The organism is Bradyrhizobium sp. SZCCHNS3002, assembly GCF_032377435.1.
Taxonomy (GTDB): Bacteria; Pseudomonadota; Alphaproteobacteria; order Rhizobiales; family Xanthobacteraceae; genus Bradyrhizobium.
This window is the reverse complement of record NZ_JAUHHY010000027.1, coordinates 1-16,199: the sequence shown is the minus strand read 5'-3', so window position 1 is coordinate 16,199 and position 16,199 is coordinate 1. Positions and strand designations below refer to the sequence as shown.

Annotated in this window: 14 protein-coding genes; 7 read left to right on the top strand and 7 right to left on the bottom strand. The window is 65.6% G+C overall.

Features of this window, described 5'->3' with window-relative positions:
• Positions 1–130: 130 nt before the first annotated feature.
• The 3 genes from QW845_RS33285 to QW845_RS33275 all read left to right on the top strand — a co-directional run bounded on the left by QW845_RS33285 (position 131) and on the right by QW845_RS33275 (position 4,135).
• On the top strand, positions 131–1,354 hold the full coding sequence (locus QW845_RS33285; protein ID WP_315805737.1) for an ABC transporter substrate-binding protein: 1,224 nt from the start codon (positions 131–133) through the stop codon (positions 1,352–1,354).
• A 248-nt stretch (positions 1,355–1,602) separates the two neighbouring features.
• Positions 1,603–2,826: an ABC transporter substrate-binding protein gene (locus tag QW845_RS33280; protein WP_315805736.1), complete on the top strand. Its 1,224-nt coding sequence runs from the start codon at positions 1,603–1,605 to the stop codon at positions 2,824–2,826.
• A gap of 28 nt (positions 2,827–2,854) precedes the next feature.
• Positions 2,855–4,135, top strand: coding sequence for a glycerate kinase (locus tag QW845_RS33275; protein ID WP_315805735.1), 1,281 nt, complete (start codon positions 2,855–2,857; stop codon positions 4,133–4,135).
• Positions 4,136–4,153: 18 nt separating this feature from the next.
• Here the strand turns inward: QW845_RS33275 and QW845_RS33270 are convergent, their stop codons facing one another.
• Positions 4,154–4,660, bottom strand: coding sequence for a MarR family winged helix-turn-helix transcriptional regulator (locus QW845_RS33270; RefSeq protein WP_315713766.1), 507 nt, complete (start codon positions 4,658–4,660; stop codon positions 4,154–4,156).
• Positions 4,661–4,856: 196 nt separating this feature from the next.
• On the opposite strand from QW845_RS33270, the gene QW845_RS33265 reads away from it, so the two are divergent.
• From QW845_RS33265 to QW845_RS33255, 3 genes are read left to right on the top strand one after another with little or no spacing between them, the layout of a single operon-like run.
• On the top strand, positions 4,857–5,897 hold the full coding sequence (locus tag QW845_RS33265; protein ID WP_315805734.1) for a branched-chain amino acid ABC transporter permease: 1,041 nt from the start codon (positions 4,857–4,859) through the stop codon (positions 5,895–5,897).
• A 3-nt stretch (positions 5,898–5,900) separates the two neighbouring features.
• Entirely contained in the window at positions 5,901–7,670 is a 1,770-nt protein-coding gene (locus tag QW845_RS33260; protein ID WP_315805733.1) for a branched-chain amino acid ABC transporter ATP-binding protein/permease, read from the top strand.
• Positions 7,667–8,392, top strand: a complete 726-nt coding sequence (locus QW845_RS33255) for an ABC transporter ATP-binding protein (protein ID WP_315805732.1) — start codon at positions 7,667–7,669, stop codon at positions 8,390–8,392. Before QW845_RS33260 ends, QW845_RS33255 begins: the two co-directional genes overlap by 4 nt.
• 29 nt (positions 8,393–8,421) lie before the next feature.
• Here the strand turns inward: QW845_RS33255 and QW845_RS33250 are convergent, their stop codons facing one another.
• From QW845_RS33250 to QW845_RS33225, 6 genes are all read right to left on the bottom strand, one after another.
• On the bottom strand, positions 8,422–9,228 hold the full coding sequence (locus QW845_RS33250; RefSeq protein ID WP_315805731.1) for a shikimate dehydrogenase: 807 nt from the start codon (positions 9,226–9,228) through the stop codon (positions 8,422–8,424).
• Positions 9,229–9,327: 99 nt separating this feature from the next.
• Positions 9,328–10,473 (bottom strand): ABC transporter substrate-binding protein, encoded by a 1,146-nt coding sequence (locus QW845_RS33245; RefSeq protein ID WP_315805730.1) that lies wholly within the window; start codon positions 10,471–10,473, stop codon positions 9,328–9,330.
• A gap of 213 nt (positions 10,474–10,686) precedes the next feature.
• Complete coding sequence (locus tag QW845_RS33240; RefSeq protein WP_315805729.1) at positions 10,687–11,106, bottom strand: thioesterase family protein; 420 nt, start codon at positions 11,104–11,106, stop codon at positions 10,687–10,689.
• Between the two features lie 209 nt (positions 11,107–11,315).
• Positions 11,316–12,080, bottom strand: coding sequence for an SDR family NAD(P)-dependent oxidoreductase (locus QW845_RS33235; protein WP_315805728.1), 765 nt, complete (start codon positions 12,078–12,080; stop codon positions 11,316–11,318).
• A gap of 26 nt (positions 12,081–12,106) precedes the next feature.
• Entirely contained in the window at positions 12,107–14,008 is a 1,902-nt protein-coding gene (locus QW845_RS33230) for a feruloyl-CoA synthase (RefSeq protein ID WP_315805727.1), read from the bottom strand.
• A 1-nt stretch (position 14,009) separates the two neighbouring features.
• Positions 14,010–14,813 (bottom strand): crotonase/enoyl-CoA hydratase family protein, encoded by an 804-nt coding sequence (locus QW845_RS33225; protein WP_315805726.1) that lies wholly within the window; start codon positions 14,811–14,813, stop codon positions 14,010–14,012.
• Positions 14,814–15,736: 923 nt separating this feature from the next.
• On the opposite strand from QW845_RS33225, the gene QW845_RS33220 reads away from it, so the two are divergent.
• Positions 15,737–16,063 (top strand): hypothetical protein, encoded by a 327-nt coding sequence (locus tag QW845_RS33220; RefSeq protein ID WP_315805725.1) that lies wholly within the window; start codon positions 15,737–15,739, stop codon positions 16,061–16,063.
• The last annotated feature ends 136 nt before the right edge of the window (positions 16,064–16,199 follow it).

The window sequence follows — 16,199 nt, the reverse complement described above, 5'->3', positions numbered from 1 at the left end:
GCGAAAACACGGACCGTGCCGTGATGTCGCAACCACCCCGGTGCAGCTCTGCTATAGTTCCAGCCAGAACAAGAGCCGCCATCAAGGCGGCCGAGACACGTCAACCAAACCAACACGGGAGAAACGCACCATGATGATCACGCGAAGGGCCGCCCTCGCCTCGGCTGCCGCCATCGTTCTCGCCTCGAGCTCCGCAATCGCCGCCGACAAGAAATACGATACCGGCGCCTCCGACACCGAGATCAAGATCGGCAACATCATGCCCTATAGCGGGCCGGCCTCGGCCTACGGCATCATCGGCAAGACGGAAGCGGCCTACTTCAAGAAGATCAACGCCGAGGGAGGCATCAACGGTCGCAAGATCAACTTCATCTCCTATGACGACGCCTATTCGCCGCCGAAGACGGTCGAACAGGCACGCAAGCTGGTCGAGAGCGATGAAGTGCTGTTCATCTTCAATTCGCTGGGCACGCCGCCGAACTCGGCGATCCACAAATACATGAACTCGAAGAAGGTCCCGCAGCTGTTCGTCGCCACCGGCGCCACCAAATGGAACGATCCGAAGGACTTCCCCTGGACCATGGGCTGGCAGCCCAACTACCAGAGCGAATCCAGAATCTACGCAAAATATCTGCTGAAGGAAAAGCCGGACGCGAAGATCGCGGTGCTGTATCAGAACGATGATTACGGCAAGGACTATCTGAAAGGGCTGAAGGATGGGCTTGGAGCCAAGGCCGCCTCAATGATCGTCATGGAGGAGAGCTACGAGACCGCCGAACCCTCGATCGACAATCACATCGTCAAGCTCAAGTCCACCGGCGCCGACGTATTCGTGAACATCACCACGCCGAAATTTGCGGCGCAGGCAATTAAGAAGGTCAAGGAGATCGAGTGGAAGACGCTGCATATCCTCAACAACGTCTCCGCCTCCGTCGGCAGCGTGCTGAAACCGGCCGGCTATGAGAATTCACAGGACATCCTCTCGGCGGCCTATCTCAAGGACGTCTCCGATCCGCAATGGAAGGATGATGCCGGGATGAAACAGTTCCTCGACTTCATGGCGAAGGATTTCCCGGATGGCGACAAGCTCGATGGCGGCACCGTCGTCGGCTACAGCGTGGCCCAGACGCTTGTGCAGGTGCTGAAGCAGTGCGGCGACAACCTCACCCGCGAGAACGTCATGAAGCAGGCCGCATCCCTGCGCAACTTCCGCACCGAGATGCTGCTGCCTGGCATCACGATCAACACCTCGGCAACCGACTTCGCGCCCGTCAGCCAGTTGCAGCTGATGCGCTTCAAGGGCGAGAAGTGGGAGCTGTTCGGCGACGTGATTTCCGCCGACGTCGGCGGCTAACGACGGAACGCAATTGAAACCGCCTCCTGCGGCTTCGCGCCGCAGGAGGCGCTCTCTCCAGGCATCTTTGCTGTCTTTGCCAAGAATTCTTAAGCTAGGAGTTGAAAGAGAGGCGGTCATGCAGCGGCGGCGGTTACGCCGAGCGCGCGGCTGCGCTATGGGGACTCGTCCGGAGTGAAACGAGTCGCCCGTGCTGCGGGCGAATCCAACAACAAGGCCAAGCTCCAAGGCCGAGAAGGAGTCCCCACGTGACCACTGCCCTCACCCGCCGCACGCTCTCCAGCCTGCTCGGCCTCGCCTTGGTTGGCGCCGCTGCCGGCAGCGCCTATGCCGACAAGAAATACGACACCGGCGCCAGCGACACCGAGATCAAGATCGGCAACATCGTGCCCTATAGCGGCCCGGCCTCGGCCTACGGCTCGGTCGGCAAGGCGATGTCGGCTGTGTTCAAGAAGGTCAATGATGAGGGCGGCATCAACGGCCGCAGGATCAATTTCATCTCGTACGACGACGCCTATTCGCCGCCGAAGACGGTGGAGCAGGCGCGCAAGCTGGTGGAGAGCGACGAGGTGCTGTTCCTGTTCGGCGTGCTCGGCACTGCGCCCAACACGGCGATCCAGAAATACATGAACGCCAAGAAGGTGCCGCAGCTGTTCGTCGCGACCGGCGCCACCAAGTGGAACGAGCCCAAGACCAATCCGTGGACCATGGGCTGGCTGCCGAGCTATCAGTCGGAAGCCCGCATCTACGCCAAATACCTCACCGCGCAGCAGCCGACCGGCAAGATCGCGGTGCTCTACCAGAACGACGACATGGGCAAGGACTATCTGAAGGGTCTCAAGGACGGCCTTGGCGACACCTCCCGCGTCGTGCTGGAGGAGAGCTATGAGATCGCCGAACCCACGGTCGAGTCGCACATCGTCAAGATGAAGTCGGCCAATCCCGACATCGTCGTGCTGTTCACCACACCGAAGTCCGGCGCCCAGGCGATCAAGAAGCTCGGCGAGATGAACTGGAAGCCGCTGACCATCATCTCGAACGTCAGCGCCTCGACCGCGGCCGTGATGCGGCCGGCCGGCGTCGAGAACTCGCAAGGGGTGATCTCGGCCGCCTATGCCAAGGATGCCTCCGATCCGCAATGGGCCAACGACCCCGGTCTCGGCGCGTTCAGGGAACTGCTCGCCAAATATCTGCCGGAGATCAACCCCGTGGATTCGTCGGCGCTGACCGGTTACAACATCGCCACCACGATGGTCGAGGTGCTGAAGCGATGCGGCGACGAACTGACCCGCGCCAATGTCATGAAGCAGGCGGCAAGCCTGAAGCAGTTTGCGCAGGGCGGGCTGTTGCCCGGCATCACGCTGACCACCGGTCCGGACGACTTCCAGCCGATCGAGCAGCTGCAGCTGATGCAGTTCAAGGGCGAGCGCTGGCAGTTGTTCGGCGAGGTCATGAGCGGCGAACTGAAATAGGCTGCGCACGGCACGCGGGCGGCGCCGCATGACCAGCCGCCGTCCGTTGTTGCGCGCGATCTTCGATGCCGCGGTCGCCGCGGCGCATCCTGACATGGTGCTGCCGGCATTCCTGCCGGCGGCTCCCAAAGGACGAATCATCTGTCTCGCCGCCGGCAAGGGCGCGGCCGCGATGGCGGTCGCGGCCGAGCGCCACTACCTGGACACGCTGGGATTCGATCCCGCGAAGCTGACCGGCATCGCAACCACCCGCCATGGCCATGGCGTGCCGACCCGGCGGGTGAAGGTCATCGAGGCCGGACATCCGATGCCAGACGAGGCCGGGCTGAAGGCCGCCGACGAGACGCTGCAACTGGCGGCAACCGCCGAGCCCGGCGACCTGATGCTGGTGCTGCTCTCCGGTGGTGGGTCCGCCAATTGGGTCGCGCCGGTGAACGGCGTCAGCTTCGCGCAGAAGCAGCAACTGACCCGCGCGCTGCTCCGCTCGGGCGCACCGATCGGCGAAATGAATACGGTCCGCAAGCATCTGTCGCGGATCAAGGGCGGCCGGCTGGCGCGGGCCGGGCAGAAGGCCGAGATCGTGACCCTGGCGATCTCCGACGTGCCGCATGACGATCCCTCGGCGATCGCATCGGGTCCGACGGTGCCCGATCCGACCACGCTGGCCGATGCCCGCGGCATCGTCGCCAAATACAAGCTCGAGGTCGACCCGGCGATCAGCCGAGCGCTCGATGATGCCGCCAATGAGAGCTGCAAGCCCGGCGATGCCGCCTTCGCCCGCGCCTCGTTCGAGCTGATCGCGCGCCCCGCCAGCTCGCTCGAGGCCGCCGTGGCCAGCGTCAAGGCGGCGGGCTACGACGTGCTCGATCTCGGCGCCGATCTCGAGGGTGAGGCCCGCGATGTCGCGGCCGATCACGCCAAGCTGGCGCGCGAGGCCCGCGCGCTCGGCCGCCGCATGGCGATCATCTCCGGCGGCGAGCTCACCGTGACGGTGCGCGGCCAGGGCCGCGGCGGCCCGAACCAGGAATATGCCTTGGCGCTCGCCGACCTCCTCAAGGACATGGAGGGCATAGCGGCGCTCGCCGGCGACACCGACGGCGCCGATGGCGGCGGCGGCAGCGCCTCCGATCCGGCCGGTGCGCTTGTCGATGCCGAGGTCATCGCCGCGATGCGGGCGCAGGGGCTGGATCCGCAGGCCTATCTCGCCAACAACGACGCCACCGCATTTTTCGCCGCGACCGGCGGCCTGCTGCAGACCGGACCGACGCTCACCAACGTGAACGACGTCAGGGTCATCCTGGTCGATTGAGGGGCGCGCCTGCGTCCTTCAGAACTCCTCCGCGATCTTGGTGAGCATCGCCAGTAGCGCGTCGCGCCCATCCGGGCCCAGCAGCTCGTTGAGCCGCGCCTCGTGCTTCGACACCACCAGCTTCTTGGCGCGGGCCAGCACGGCGCGGCCCTTCTCGGTCAGCATCAGGATGTGCGAGCGCCGGTCGTTGGCCGAACGCACTCGCGCACACAGGTCGCGGCTCTCGAGGCTGTCCAGCAGGGACACGAAGTTCGGCCGCAGGATGCCCAGGGTGTTGGCGATCTCGGTCTGGTTCCGGCCCGGATTGGCGTCGAGCAGCAGCAGCACCGAGAACTGGGCCGGCGTCAGTTGCAGCGGCGCGACGCAGCGCAGGAAGTCCTCGAACACCTTCAACTGCGCCCGTTTCAGCACATAGCCAAGCAGATCCGACAGCTCGCCGAGCTGGACCGCTTGCGTCTCATCGGCCGCTACGGCAGCTTCCTTGCGGCTTTCCCTCTTGCTGACGGGCTTGGCGCTATCGGCCATCACGGTCCGCCAAATTCATCGCATTTGCTTCCATCCCTGGTCTCGAACGCCGCAGCCGGAACAGCGGCCTTGAGATTATAATCGATAATTGTTATCCACTATATCAAACACGGGCAGCCCAATTCAACTGCCCCGACCTGCGGACGGCGCATGGCGTCGCCCGCATCCGGTCACCACAGAGGGGGAGCGTCCGGTCTTGAACACAACGATCCTGCTGTTCCTGTTGCAGGACGGCATTACCAATGGCGCGATCTACGCGCTGCTCGGGCTGGCGCTCGTGCTGGTGTTTGCCGTCACCCGGGTGATCCTGATCCCGCAGGGCGAATTCGTCACCTACGGCGCCCTCACCTATGCCTCGCTCGCTGCCGGCCAAATGCCGGGCACGGCGAAGCTCGCCGTCGTGATCGGGCTCGCGGCCTTCGCCTTCGACCTTTACGCCATGCGCAAGACGCTGCACGCGCCGAAGATCGCGCGCACCTTCGGCCTCAACGTGGTCCTCCCGGTGGCCATTCTGCTCGCCAGCATGTGGGCGGCGAACCAGCGCATGCCCGCCGGCGTCAGCCTGGTGCTGTCGCTGCTGATCGTGGCCAGCATCGGCCTGTCGCTCTACCGCATCGTGTTCCAGCCGCTCGCGCACACCTCGGTGCTGGTGCTGCTGATCGCCTCGGTCGGCGTTCACTTGGCGCTGCAGGGCCTCGGCCTGCTGTTCTTCGGCGCCGAAGGCCAGCGTGGCCCGACGCTGCTGAATGCCAGCGCGACGCTCGGCTCGCTGCGCTTTACCGGACAGGGCATGGCGGTCTACGGCATCACCATCGCCTTCATCGTCGGCCTCTGGCTGTTCTTCGGCCTGACCCTCTACGGCAAGGCGCTGCGCGCCACCGCCGTCAACCGGCTCGGCGCCCGCCTCGTCGGCATCCGCACCACGCTGTCCGGCCAGATCGCCTTCCTGCTGGCCTCCAGCATCGGCGCGCTCTCGGGCATCCTGATCGTCCCGATCACGACGCTCTATTACGACACCGGCTTCCTGATCGGCCTCAAAGGCTTCATCGCCGCGATCATCGGCGGCCTGATCAGCTATCCCCTGACCGCCGTCGCCGCGCTCGTCGTCGGCATCGTCGAGGCGTTCTCCTCGTTCTACGCCTCGAACTTCAAGGAAGTGATCGTCTTCACGCTGTTGATCCCGGTCCTGCTGCTGCGTTCGCTCGCCGCGCCCGCGGTCGAAGAAGAGAAGGATTGAGCCGTGCGCGAGCGTTGGCCTCTCATCGTCTTTGCCGTCATCGTTGCGGCGATCCCGTTCATTCCGGGCATGCCGCCGTTCTGGATCGTGCTGCTCGACAATATCGGCCTGTCCGCGCTGGTCGCGATGGGCCTGGTGCTGCTGACCGGCGTCGGCGGCCTCACCTCGTTCGGCCAGGCCGCCTTCGTCGGCTTCGGCGCCTACACGACCGCGGTGCTCTCGGCGCAGTATGGCATCTCGCCCTGGCTGACCTTGCCACTGTCGCTGCTGGTCTCCGGCCTCGCCGCGGTGCTGCTCGGCCTCGTCACGGTCAGGCTGTCCGGCCACTATCTGCCGCTCGGCACGCTGGCCTGGGGTCTCGGCCTCTATTATCTCTTCAGCAAGCTTGCCTTCCTCGGCCGCAATGACGGCATCTCCGGCATCCCGCCGCTGTCGATCGGCAGCCTCAAGATGCTCGATCCCGGCACGATCTATTTCGCGATCTGGGCCGCCGTTCTGATCTCTGCGCTGCTGACGATGAACCTGCTGGACTCCCGCACCGGCCGCGCCATTCGCGCCCTGCGCCGCGGCCACATCGCGGCGGAAGCGTTCGGCGTCTACGCACCCCGCGCCAAGCTGCTGGTGTTCATCTATGCCGCCGTGCTCGCCGGCCTCTCGGGCTGGCTCTATGCGCACTTCACCCGCGCCGTGAACCCGACGCCGTTCGGCGCCCAGGCCGGCATCGAATATCTGTTCGTCGCCGTCGTCGGCGGCGCCGGCTATGTCTGGGGCGGCGTGCTGGGTGCTGCGATCGTCGTTGTGCTGAAGGAGGTCCTGCAAAGCTACCTCCCGCTGCTGCTGCATGGCGAGGGCCAGCTCGAGACCATCGTGTTCGGCATCCTGCTCGTGACGCTCCTCCAGCTCGCTCCGACCGGCCTGTGGCCGTGGCTGACGGCGCGCCTGCCGTTCAAGCCGCTGGCGAAGAAGCCGGACACCACAATCAAGCTGCCGGCCCGCGAGCGGTCCGCGACGACGCCCAACGTCCTGCTGCAAGTCGACAACGCGCGAAAGCAGTTCGGCGGCGTGGTCGCGGTCAACAACGTTTCCTTCGACGTACAGGCCCGCGAGATCGTCGCGCTGATCGGCCCGAACGGCGCCGGCAAGAGCACGACCTTCAACCTGATCACCGGCGTGCTGCCGCCGACCTCCGGCAACATCTCGGTGCTCGGCAAGGCCGTCGGCAACGCCCCGCCGCAGGACGTCGTCAAGCTCGGCATTTCCCGCACCTTCCAGCACGTCAAGCTGGTGCCGGACATGACGGTGCTGGAGAACGTCGCGATCGGCGCCCATCTGCGCGGCCATTCCAATGCGCTCACCAGCATGTTCCGGCTCGACCGCGCCGACGAGGCCAAGCTGCTCGCGGAAGCCGCGCGCCAGATCGATCGCGTCGGGCTCGGCGACCAGATGCACCAGCTTGCTGGCTCGTTGTCTCTCGGCCAGCAGCGCATCGTCGAGATCGCCCGCGCGCTGTGCGTCGATCCGATGCTGCTCTTGCTCGACGAGCCGGCCGCGGGATTGCGCCACATGGAGAAGCAGCGCCTCGGCGCGCTGCTGCGCGACCTCCGCGCCGGCGGCATGTCGGTGCTGCTGGTCGAACACGACATGGGATTTGTCATGGATCTCGCCGACCGCATCGTGGTGCTCGATTTCGGCACCAAGATCGCCGAGGGCACACCAGCCGCGATCAAGACCAATCCCGAGGTGATCAAGGCATATCTCGGAGCCGCTGCATGAGCACCTTGCTGGAAGTCGCCGACGTCCACGTCTCCTACGGCAAGGTCGAGGCTGTCAGATCGGTCTCGCTGACCGTCGCCGAGAACGAGATCGTCACCATCATCGGCGCCAACGGCGCCGGCAAGACCACGCTGCTCAGTGCCATCATGGGCGTGTTTCCGCTGAAGGGCCGCGTCTCCTTCCTGGGCGAGGACATGGCCCGGCTGGAGATCGAGGACCGCGTCGCGCGCGGTCTCTGCCTGGTGCCCGAGCATCGCGAGCTGTTCGCCACCATGAACGTCGAGGACAATCTGCAGCTCGGCGCCTTCAGAATGTCGAAGGCCCACGCTTCCAGAGGCTTCGAGCACGTCTACACGCTGTTTCCGAAGCTCAAGGAGCGGCGCAAGCAGCTCGCCGGCACGCTCTCCGGCGGCGAGCAGCAGATGCTGGCGATGGGCCGGGCGCTGATGGGCGCGCCGAAGATGCTGATGCTGGACGAGCCGAGCCTCGGTCTGGCGCCGATCATCGTCGCCGGCATCTTCGAGATCGTCGCCAGGCTGCGCCAGGAAGGCGTCTCGGTGCTGCTGGTCGAGCAGAACGCCAAGGCCGCGCTCAAGGTCGCCGACCGCGCCTATGTGATGGAGCTCGGCGAGTTCGTGCTCAACGGCAAGGCCAGCGAGATCGCCACCGATGAGCGCGTGGCGGCGAGCTATCTCGGCTTTGCCGAGGCGGCTGCGAGCTGAGCCTGATGTCGATGGGGTGAGGCGCTGCTTCAGGAGGGCGCCTCCTTCGACAGCAGGAAATCGACCATCACGCGCTCCAGCGCCCGGTACATGTCGGTGCCGGTCGCCGTCAGGCAGCCGCGCTGGCGCGCAGCGGCGATGAACGGCGACACCTCCGGCCGGGTGATCACGCAGCCGCAATAGGCCGACGGGCTGACGGTCGCCATGTCGACCGGCAACGGATCGCCGGGCTGCATGCCCGCCGGCGTCGCATTCGCGACCAGGTCGAAGCCGCTGGCATCGGTGCCGCCGACAACGGCGCGGCCTTTCCCCCGCTCGTTGAGGCGCGCGATCAGCACATCGCGGCGTCCGGGATCGCTGTCGTGAATGGCAAGCTCGCGCACGCCGGCATCGATCAGCGCCAGCGCAATCGCCGAACCCGCTCCGCCCGCGCCGATCTGCAACGCCCGGCAGCCTGCGGGATCGAAGTCCTTGGCTTTCGCCGCGCCGACGAAGCCGAGGCCATCGACCATGTCACCGTGCCACCCGCCGCTTTCACCACGCCGCATCAAGTTGACGGCGCCGATGAACTGCGCACGCTCGGTGGCGGTCGCGCAGGCGCGGTAGCAGGCGAACTTGTGCGGGATCGTCGCGACGATGCCGTCGAGATTCCTGACCCGAGTCATTGCCGCCAGGAAGTCCGCGAGATCGCCCGGCGCGACCTGGACCGGGACGAGGATCGCATCGCTGCCCTGCTCGGCAAACGCCTGGCTCACGCCGGCCGGCGCACGCACCTGTGCGATCGGATCGCCGATGATGATGTGGAGCCTTGTGGCGCCGGTGGGGGCTGGGATCATGGCGGGCCTCTCGGAAAACTACAAAGATCCTCGTCCAAATGGCCGAAAGGCCGGCTCACGGAGCCGGCCTTTCTCAATCAGAAGCTATGGTCTCGCGGCTCACTTCGCCGGGACGTACTTCCCGTCCTTCACGGTCAGGATGATGCGGGAGCGGTCGTCGAGGCCCGAGCGATCCTTTTCGGTGAAGTTGTAGACGCCCTGCGAGGCCGCCATGTCCTTCTCGGTCATCAGCGCCTGGCGGATGGCTTCGCGGAACTCCGGCGTGCCGGGCTTGGCGGTCTTCAGCGCCACCGGGATGACGCGCTTGAGGATCTCGAACGCATCGAAGGAGTGACCGGCGAACTGGCTGCGGCTGTTCGGGCCATACTTGGCTTCATAGGCCTTGTTCAGCTCGAGGCCGGGCTTCTTGGTCAGCGCGCTGTCGTCCTGCGTCTCCGGCGACATCACCGGGCCGGAGGCCATGATCACGCCCTCCGCCGCCTTGCCGGCGATGCGGATGAAGTCCATGCTCGCGGCGCCGTGGGTCTGATAGATCAGGCCGGTGTAGCCGCGCTCGCGCAGCTCGGTCTGCGGCAGCGCCGCCGCGGTGCCGGAGGCGCCGACCAGGATCGCGTCCGGATTGGCGGCGACCAGCTTCAGCACCTGGCCGGTGACCGACGTATCGGGGCGCGCGAACCGCTCCTCGTCGGCAATCGTGATGCCCATCGGCACCGCCTGGTTCTTCAGATCGTTGAACCAGAGATCGCCGTAGGAGTCGGAGTAGCCGATGTAGCCGACGGTCTTGATGTTGTGCGCCTTCATGTGCTCGTACAGCACCTTGCCCATGATCGGCACCGGCTGCGGCATCACCACCGACCATTTCATCCGCTCAGGCGTGACCGGGAACGGCGCCAGGCCGAAATGCGGAATGCCGGCCTCGTTGGCGACGTTGGACACCGCGATGGTCGGCGGCGTCAGCGCCGAGCCCATGATGATGTCGGCTTTCGACTCCGTCACGAAGCGGCGCGCATTCGTCGTCGCCGTGGTCGGATCGCCGCCATCGTCGAGCACGATCACCTTGAGCGGCACGCCGCCGATCTCCTTCGGCACGAACTCGAGCGCATTGCGCTCGGGGATGCCGAGCGCCGCGCCCGGCCCCGTCGTGGTCGTGGTGATGCCGATGGTGATCTCGCTGGTCTGCGCCAGCGCAGGAGCAGCTGCGAGCATCGCGATGACGCCAGCCGCCGCCAGATAGGCCTTCCTCATAAAATCCTCCCTTGATCTTTTCGGTTCAGCTCGTGATCCGCCGATCCTGTTTGCAGTCCCGCCCCTTGTCCGGGGCGCCTTCCAACATGGCCGGCCGATATGTGTCCAAACGTGATCATAGCATTGAACACGAGAAGATCACGCCTCACCAGTCGACCAAAGCATGACAGCTGAACATCCTTAAGACGGTCGCATGTCGCACCCATTCCAGCCTCATCCACCGAGAAACTTGGCGCGCATCTCCTCGGGAAACGGCGCCGACTTCAGTCTGTCCGGGTCGGCCGGATCGCGGCCGACCAGCACCCGCGTCTCGAATCCCTCGATCGCCAGCGCCTCGCCCTTGAACACCTTATGGGTAACGTCGAAGGACGAGCGCTTGATGCTCTCGATCCGGCTCTCGATCGTGATCCAGTCGCCATAGGTCGAGGGGATGTAGAACTTGGCGCGGGTGTCGACCATGGGGATGCCGACCAGACCGTAGCGACGGACGATGTCCTGCTTGGAGAACCCGGCCGCCTCGAACATGACAGAGGTTGCATCGTCGAACATCGCGAAATAGCGCGGGTAGTAGACGATATTGGCGGGATCGCAGTCGCCCCACTGGATCTGCACGTCGCGGCGGTGGATGAACATTGGTTTGGCCTCGCTATCAGCCGTGTAGACGGTGCGCTCCCTCTCCCCGTTCTTTACGGGGAGAGGGCTGGGGTGAGGGGCAGCCACGCGCACCAGACTCGCGGAGAGCCCCCTCACCCGGATTGCATCTGGCGATGCAATCCGGCCTCTCCCCGCGCGCGGGGAGAGGCTGGCAGCGAGCCTCTGGCGAGTAGCTCGGCGCATCAATCCTACTTCGGCGCCATGCGCAGCGAGCCGTCGAGGCGGACGACTTCGCCGTTGAGGTAGGCGTTCTCGACCATGTGCAGCGCCAGCGCGGCAAACTCGTCGGCGTGGCCGAGACGTCGCGGGAACGGGATCGCGGCGGCGAGCGAGTCCTGGGCCTCCTGCGGCAGGTTGGCGAGCAGCGGCGTCAGGAACAGGCCGGGCGCAATGGTCAGCACGCGGATGCCGAACTGTGCGAGCTCGCGCGCGATCGGCAGGGTCATGCCGACGATGCCGCCCTTGGAGGCCGAATAGGCCGACTGTCCGATCTGGCCGTCATAGGCGGCAACGGACGCGGTGTTGATGACGACGCCACGCTCGCCGGTCGCCTGCGGCTCCAGCTTGGTCATGCCGTTGGTGACCAGGCGCAGCATGTTGAACGAGCCGATCAGGTTGACCTTGATGACCTTCTCGAAATCGGCCAGCGGCATCGGGCCGTCGCGGCCGACGACGCGCTTGGCGACGCCGATGCCGGCGCAGTTCACCAGCACGCGCGGCTGCTGGCCGAGCGCCTTGACCGCCTCGACGACGCCGGCTTCAGCGCCGGCGGCGTCGGACACGTCGCACACCACCGAAACACCGTTGATCTCAGCGGCAACCTCCGCCGCCAGCTTGGCGTTCAAATCGAACACCGCGACCTTGGCCCCCTGCGACGCGAGCTTGCGGGCGGTGGCGGCCCCGAGGCCGGAGGCGCCGCCGGTGACGATGGCGGCCTGATCCTTCAACAACATTGTCGTTTCTCCCTTGGATGCGTCGATCAGCCGGCGATGATGATGTCGTCGTCCGGCGTCGCGGCGTAGATGCGTTCGATCAGGTCCTTGCGGTTCTCCAGCACGGCGCGCTGGTTGATCGATCCCTTGTCGGTGACCTCGCCCTTGTCGATCGACAGCGGCTCGCCGAGCAGCACGGCGCGCGTGATCCGCGTCGACGAGCCGGTCGCGGTGCCCTGGAACTTGGCGAAGCGCTCGCGGAACGCCTGGACGATGAGCGGATCCGCCGCCGTCGCGGCGAGATCGTCCATCGGCAGGGTCGCATTGATGAGCCGGCAGCCGTCGAGATCGAGCACGACGATGGCCGCGATCTCGTCGCGGTTGATGCCTGCGATGATGACGTCGCGCGCCAGCGGCGCGCAGGCAGCGATGAAGCGGGCCCTGAGAGGACCGACCGAGACCCAGGTGCCGCTCGCCAGCTTGAAGTCCTCGGCAACACGACCATCGAAATCGAAGCCGGCATTGAAGTCGTTGGGATCGACGGGCTTCAGCGCGTCGCCCATCTTGTAGTAGCCTTCGTCATCAAAGGCCGCGGCCGAGACCTCCGGCAGGCGCCAATAGCCCGGCGTCACGTTCGGCCCCTTGGCGCGCACTTCCATCTTGCCGTTGTTGGGAACGAGCTTGGCCTCGTTGCCCGACACCGGCAGGCCGACATGGCCGGAGCGGCTGGTGCGCGGATTGACCGACATGAAGAACGGCGCGGTCTCGGTGGAGCCGAGGCCCGTCAGCATCGGCACGCGATAGCCCGTCTCGGCCGCCGAGAGCTCGTCGAGCTCGTTCCAGACATGCGGCGCCAGTGCGGCGCCGGAGAAGAACATCGCGTGCAGCCGCTGGAAGAAGGACTTCCGCAGCGCCGGGTCCCCGCGGAAATGGGGCAGCAGCGACTCATAGCCCTTGGGGACGTTGAAATAGACCGTCGGCGAGATCTCGCGCAGGTTTCGCACGGTCTCCTCGATGCCGCCAGGCACCGGCTTGCCCTGGTCGAGATACATCGAGCCGCCGTTGAACAAGGTCAGGCCGATATTGTGGTTGCCGCCGAAGGTGTGATTCCAGGGCAGCCAGTCGATGATGACGGGCGGCTCGTCCTTGAGGAAGGCGAGCGTCTCGCGGATCATCACCTGGTTGGCGCAGATCATGCGCTGGGTATTGATCACGGCCTTCGGATTGCCGGTCGAGCCAGAGGTGAGCAGGAATTTCGCGATCGTGTCCGGACCGATCTTGTCGTTGATAGCATCGAGGCCTGCAAACAGCGGCGACGCGATGAGATCGGCGAGCATCGTGACCTTGCGGCCCGGCACCGAGCCGAACGAGGCCACGATCTCGGTGCCGTCGGGCACGTTCGCGACGAGCGCGTCGGCGAACTTGTCGGCGTCGTCGACGAAGACGAGGCCCGGCGTCAGCAGCTTCATCAGATAGGCGAGCTTGCCGTAGTCGCGCGACACCAGCGAGTAGGCCGGCGACACTGGGCAGAAGGGCACGCCGGCATAGAGCGAGCCGAACGCGACCAGGGCATGATCGATCGAATTGCCCGACAGGATCATCACCGGGCGGTCCGGCGAGAGTCCGCGGGCGAGCAGCCCCGAGGCGATGTGCCGGCTCGCCGCCAGCAGTGTGGCATAGGTCAGCTCGCGCCAGCCCTCGGGCCCGACGCGCTCGGCCATGAACACGCGCTCTGGTGTGGCTTTGGCGAAGTGATGCAGCCGGTCCGTGATCCGCTGCGGATAGTCGCCGAGCGGCTGCTTCGGACGGAGATAGATGGTGCCGTCGTCGCGGCGATCGACGGTGACCGCGGGATCGTTGAACGAGATCGCGCGCAACGGATGAACACTGGCGGTGCGCGCCGTGTCGTCCGTTCCTCCCTGTGTGCTTCTTATTGTTTGTGTGGTCATGTCACGTCGGCTTCACTTTGGCGGTCTTGTGATCGAGGAAGGCGCGGATGCGACTCTTGGCCTCCTTGTCGCTCTGCGCGACGGTGGCCATCAGCGATTCCATCAGCAGGCCAGTCTGCGGATTGGCCTCCGCGATCATCGGCAGCGCCTGCAGCACCGCGAAATTCGTCAGCGGCGCGTTACCCGCGATCTTGGCGGCCAACTCCATGGCCTTGGTCATCGAGGCACCGGCCTCGACGAGATATTGGGCGAAGCCGTAGGACGAGCCTTCGGTCGCGGAATAGACGCGACCGGTCAGCATCATGTCCATCATGCGGGCGACGCCGATCAGGCGCGGCAGCCGCACCGAGCCACCGCCTCCGACGAAGATGCCGCGCTGGCCTTCGGGCAGCGCGAAGTAAGCCGACGGCTCGGCGACACGGATATGCGCGGCGCAGGCGAGCTCGAGACCGCCACCGATGACGGCCCCCTTCAGTGCGGCGATCACCGGCACGCGGCAATACTGGATGCGGTCGAACACGCGATGCCACATCTGCGAGTGCACCAGGCCCTCGGTCGCGTCGCGCTCGCGCAATTCGGAGAGATCGAGGCCGGAGGAGAAATTGTCGCCGAGGCCGTGGATCACGACGCAGCGGACGTCGTCGGGCAGGCTGGTGAAGCGCTCGCCGATGGCGAGGATGATGCCGTCATTCAGCGCGTTGCGCTTGGCCGGGCGGTTGAGCCCGATCGTCAGGACGGCGCCCTGCTGTTCGATCTGCAGTAGAGACGGATCGCCCGCTGGCGTGGCGGTGTCGGCGTTTCCCATCGCTTGATTGTGTCCTGTTCAGAATAGTTATGTTTTATAACGATCTTCGCGGGAGTCAATAAGCGGCGCCCGACATCATGTTGTGCGATGCAAAACAACAAGCCGCGGGGGGAGCGGCCAGACGCAGCATGGTAAGGCCCGCCTGCGCGCAAAGGCAAATGACATGATCCGGCATTCCCGCGGCGAAATCACGCCCGGGGCTTTGCTGATCGTGTTCACCCTCCGGTGCGGAGGGCGCAGGGAAGGCCAGGCGTCGGCTGACGCCTGCGGCCCGCCTGCGAAAAGAATGCAGGCGGCAGGTACCACAGGTGCAGCCGAGAACGCCCGGCCTTCCCTGCGCGATGGTCTTCACGCTTATACGCAGTCTCCCTGGTGCGCCGGGCTTTTTGGCCACCATCACCGCGCAGCGCCTGCGGCGCCATCACGGCTTGATACCAGCGTCGGGGTATCAGGACGCTGCGATTTCACGTCCGCGTCACATCGTTCGTCCGCGCGCCCGAAGACACGCTGCGACATGATCGCGGCCACCGCTCCCCGCCCCGCGTGTCGTGACGATCGCGCGCTACGCCCCTCGGCTTGGGACGGGATGGCGCGATATGATCATAACTTCTGGAAAAACGCAAGATATTTTTGTTTTGCAAAAATCAAGGATCGGAGGCAACGGCGCCTCACCGCTCTCCGCTGTCGTCCCTGCGAACGCAGGGACCCATAACCACCGGCCCTCGTGAGATGAGGACTGCCAGTTATGCCCAACCGACAGATTCCGCGGTATGGGTCCCTGCGTTCGCAGGGACGACACCGCCGTTGCGGCGGGCAGCGTGGCCGACAGCAAAGTGAACGGCCGACAACATCGCATTCAGGGTGCCTTCAAAGCGCGCGCTGTAGAACCTCTACCGTCACCACACTTCCCAATGGAGGGGATCATGGTTTCGCTGAAGACATCTCTCGCAGGCGGCATCGCCGCGCTCGCCGTGACCACCACCCTGCTCGCCGGCGTGGCGCCGGCTCAGGCCCATGACGGCCGCAACGCGGCGCTTATCGGTGGTCTCTTGGTCGGCGCTCTCGTCGGCGGCGCGCTGGCGTCGGAAGCGCAAGCCTATGAGCCCGCGCCGGTCTACCGGTCGCACTATCGCGACGCGGCGTATGACGGCTACGGCTACGAGCGCTACCGTTACGTGCCGGCCCAGCGCTATCGCAATTGCGACCACGGCGGCTATGGCCGGGCGGCGGATTGGGACGACGAGGATTAGTCGCCGGCGTTCCCGAATACGAAGCTGTCGCGACGAACGACCCGGTCAGCCAAGAACTCCGTCATGCCCGGGCTTGTCCCACGGCTGTCCGGTTCAGCTTCCGCATATTGCGAGGCTCAACTGTTGTGGGTTTTTG